The 2,964-nt window shown below is 71.6% G+C and carries 4 protein-coding genes; 1 reads left to right on the top strand and 3 read right to left on the bottom strand.

The genetic code is table 11. The features are described from left to right. Both Q1N79_RS02070 and Q1N79_RS02065 read right to left on the bottom strand, forming a co-directional pair. The coding region (locus Q1N79_RS02070; RefSeq protein WP_300603481.1) for an MFS transporter at positions 1-942 on the bottom strand (942 nt) is incomplete at its 3' end. Beyond that, positions 939-1,484, bottom strand: a complete 546-nt coding sequence (locus Q1N79_RS02065; protein WP_300603478.1) for a hypothetical protein — start codon at positions 1,482-1,484, stop codon at positions 939-941. The genes Q1N79_RS02065 and Q1N79_RS02070, both read right to left, overlap by 4 nt. A gap of 158 nt (positions 1,485-1,642) precedes the next feature. On the opposite strand from Q1N79_RS02065, the gene Q1N79_RS02060 reads away from it, so the two are divergent. Further along, on the top strand, positions 1,643-1,792 hold the full coding sequence (locus tag Q1N79_RS02060) for a hypothetical protein (RefSeq protein ID WP_300603476.1): 150 nt from the start codon (positions 1,643-1,645) through the stop codon (positions 1,790-1,792). 78 nt (positions 1,793-1,870) lie between these two features. Here the strand turns inward: Q1N79_RS02060 and Q1N79_RS02055 are convergent. Next, positions 1,871-2,964, bottom strand: a 1,094-nt coding sequence (locus Q1N79_RS02055; protein ID WP_300603473.1) for a helix-turn-helix transcriptional regulator, incomplete at its 5' end; no start/stop codon positions are given.

Raw genomic sequence — 2,964 nt, 5'->3', positions numbered from 1 at the left:
TTCGGCGGCGAGCAGCAGCACCAGCCCGCACGCCAGGACGGACAAGCCGGTTACCTGGGCGGTCAGCGGCGCCAGGCGCGGCGCGCCCGCCTGGGCGAGCGCCGAGGCGGCGATCGCCACGAACAGGCCGCCGGCGGTCAGCGCCAGGTTGCCGCTGTGCAGGATCGATCCGAGCAGTGAGGGGATCACCGCTGAGAACACGCCGAGCACCGCCCAGCACAGCAGTTCCGCGACGGCGATGACGCGGAACCGGGGCCGTAGTGCGTCCGGGATCCGCGGCATGGCCGGCCGCCAGCGGCCGGCAACCTCGGCCGGCCGGGGCCGCCGCCCCGGAATCGGCCAGGCCAGGGCCAGCGCGGCAGCCACCAGTCCCAGGTGCACCGCCAGCGGTGTTATCCGTGGCGCCGGGGCGTACTGTGCCACCAGCCCGCCGGCCAGCGGCCCGACGGCAAGGCCGCCGGTGATGGCGATCGTCCCGGCCAGCGCCGCCATCCGCTGCGCCGCAACGGGGTCGCGGCGCAGACCGCCGGCACTGTCGCTCAGAGTCGCGGTGCTCGCGGCTGTCGCCAGGGCGATACCCAGGCCCTGCGCCAGCCTGGCCGCGAACAGCCACGCCGTGTCGCCGGCCAGCATGAACGCCAGGTCACCGGCGGCGAAGGCCGCCAGCCCGGCAAGCACGAGGCTGCGACGGCCGGCGACATCCGACAGCGTGCCGAACACGAGCAGGCCCGGCAGGATGACCAGAACCACCGGCACCGCGTACAGCAGCGTCTGGGTCAGCGGCGAGAACCCGAAGCGCTCTCGCAGCAGCCCGTACAGCGCGCTGGGCAAGTTGTTGCCCATGAACAGCACGAACAGCGCCGCCGCGGCTCCGGTGAAGGCCCGGCGAGCGGACCTGCTCACGCGCGGCGCCGTGACGCCGACCGCCGCGGCCGTGATCACCGGCTGCTTTCATCGCCGGCGGCACCGGCGATCTCGCTGGGTACCGGTAGCCGCAGCTGCCGCAGCACCTGCCCGAGCGTGCGCGTGAATCGCGACGCGACTTCGGCGAGCTCAGCGGCGGGGAACACATCGAACAGGTCTGCGGGCAGGTCCACCCCCAGCACGGCGGTTCCGTCGGAGGCCTCGGCGATGACCACGCGCAGCGGCAGGTACAGGAAGCACGCCGGGTCGACCCGGAACCCCTTCTCCGCCTCGATGATGTTGCCCGACAGGTACGTGACGCCGCGGCGGGTGCTACCGTTCAGCTTCATCACCGGGCTGGGGTCGAAGGTGAAGAAGCTGGCCAGGCCATTGGTGGCGGTGTTGCGGGACAGGCTCTCGATCCCGGCCCATCCCGCACCGCTGTTGACCACGCCGATGGCCTCCAGCCGGTCGAACGCCGGAACCGCGGCTTCGTACTCCGCGCGGAATTGCTCGTAGGGACGGCCGGTCGCGATCGCGATGTGCCGGACTGTCCTGGGTGTGACGGTGATTCCAGACATGCCGCCGAGCCTGCCCGCTGCCACGCCGATCGCGCGTGACTGGATCAGGTGATTAATCCGCCCGGCAGTGCACCGGCGGGAATGGCCCGGATAAGTGATGCGCGCCGCGACGGCTTACGCCGAGGCTGGGCCTCTCACCCAACGACGGAGATGAAGCCATGAAATTCGCGAACTACATCCGCTACGTCCAAGACGCCGACGCCGTCGCCGCGATCCGTCCGGCGCACCGCGCCTACCTGCACGGCCTGCTCGAACGCGGGCAGCTCGCGGCCTCGCCGAGGCCGATCCGTACACCCTCGGCGGCGTGATCAAGCACCAGACGATCACCCCATGGGTGCTGGTGTACTCAAACCCCGGGTTGCTCGAGCAGCCGGGCGAGTGACTAACTAAGCGGACTGGCGCTCGCCGGCCAGCCGGGCCAGCTCCACGCGGGACCGGATGCCGAGTTTGGCGAAGACGTGCCGCAAGTGCGAGTTCACCGTGTGCGCGGAGATGTAGAGGCGCTCGGCGGCCTCGCGGTCCGTCGCGCCGCCGGTAACCAGCCGGACGACGGCGAACTCGGAGGCGGTCAGCTCCGGCCACTGCGCCGCCGCCGTGTAGGGGCGGCCGCCCGCGCGCGGCGCCCCGCGCTCGCGGAGCAGGCGCCGAAGACGCGCTGCGTCCCGTTCGGCGCCCGCCGCCGACTGAAGCATGAGGGCCTCGTCCAGGTAGCCGACCGCCTGGTCCTTCGCGCGCTCCGGGAGCAGCCGGCCAGCATCCTCAAGCGCCACCGCGCGCACCAGCGGCCTCGGGTCGTCCTGATAGGCCTGGACAGCCGCCACGCTCCGTTCTGCATCATGATCTTGAAGTGCGCGGACGTGCAGGGCAGCGGCAGACAGGCCGGGAAAGCCGGGACTGGCGCCGGCCGCCTTTTCCAGCAGCCCGGTGACCGAGGCGGCGTCCGACCGCTGCCCGGCTGCGAGCAGCCGCCGGACAAGTTCCACGGTGTCGCAGTGAGCGATCGGGCTGCACGCGTGCACGTACCCGGGCGCGAGCACGTCGAGCAGGTCCGGCCCGATAGGGCGGCCGTCCAGCCGGACGGTTAGCCAGGCGCCCAGCCGCCTCGTGGTCTCGCAGCCGGTGGCGCTGCCGAACAGTGCCGCCGCATCGCGGCGTGCTGTCCGTAGCGCCGCTGGGTCTCCGGTGCGCAGCGCGATGTCGCCGAGAACGTAGGTGGCGATGTGGTTGAGGTAGCCGAAGTTCCCATCGCCGATCTCGTCGGACATGTCCAGGATCGCCTCGGCTTCGGCGCGGGCGTCGGCGAGCTGCCCGGCCGACAGCCGGGCCCGGCATCGCAGCATGGACCAGATCCGGATGTTCTTTGCTACGTTCTCGGCCTCGCGGGTGCCGGCCTCGATGATCGAGTGTGCCTCGTCCAGTCGCAGCTCCGAGATCAGCAGCAGCGACTTCCACGTCTGCGGCAGCCACAGCCGCAGGTCTT

The sequence above is a fragment of the Trebonia sp. genome (assembly GCF_030042015.1).
Lineage (GTDB): Bacteria > Actinomycetota > Actinomycetes > Streptosporangiales > Streptosporangiaceae > Trebonia.
The sequence above is the reverse complement of the archived record's forward strand: the minus strand, read 5'-3'. Positions and strand labels throughout refer to the sequence as shown.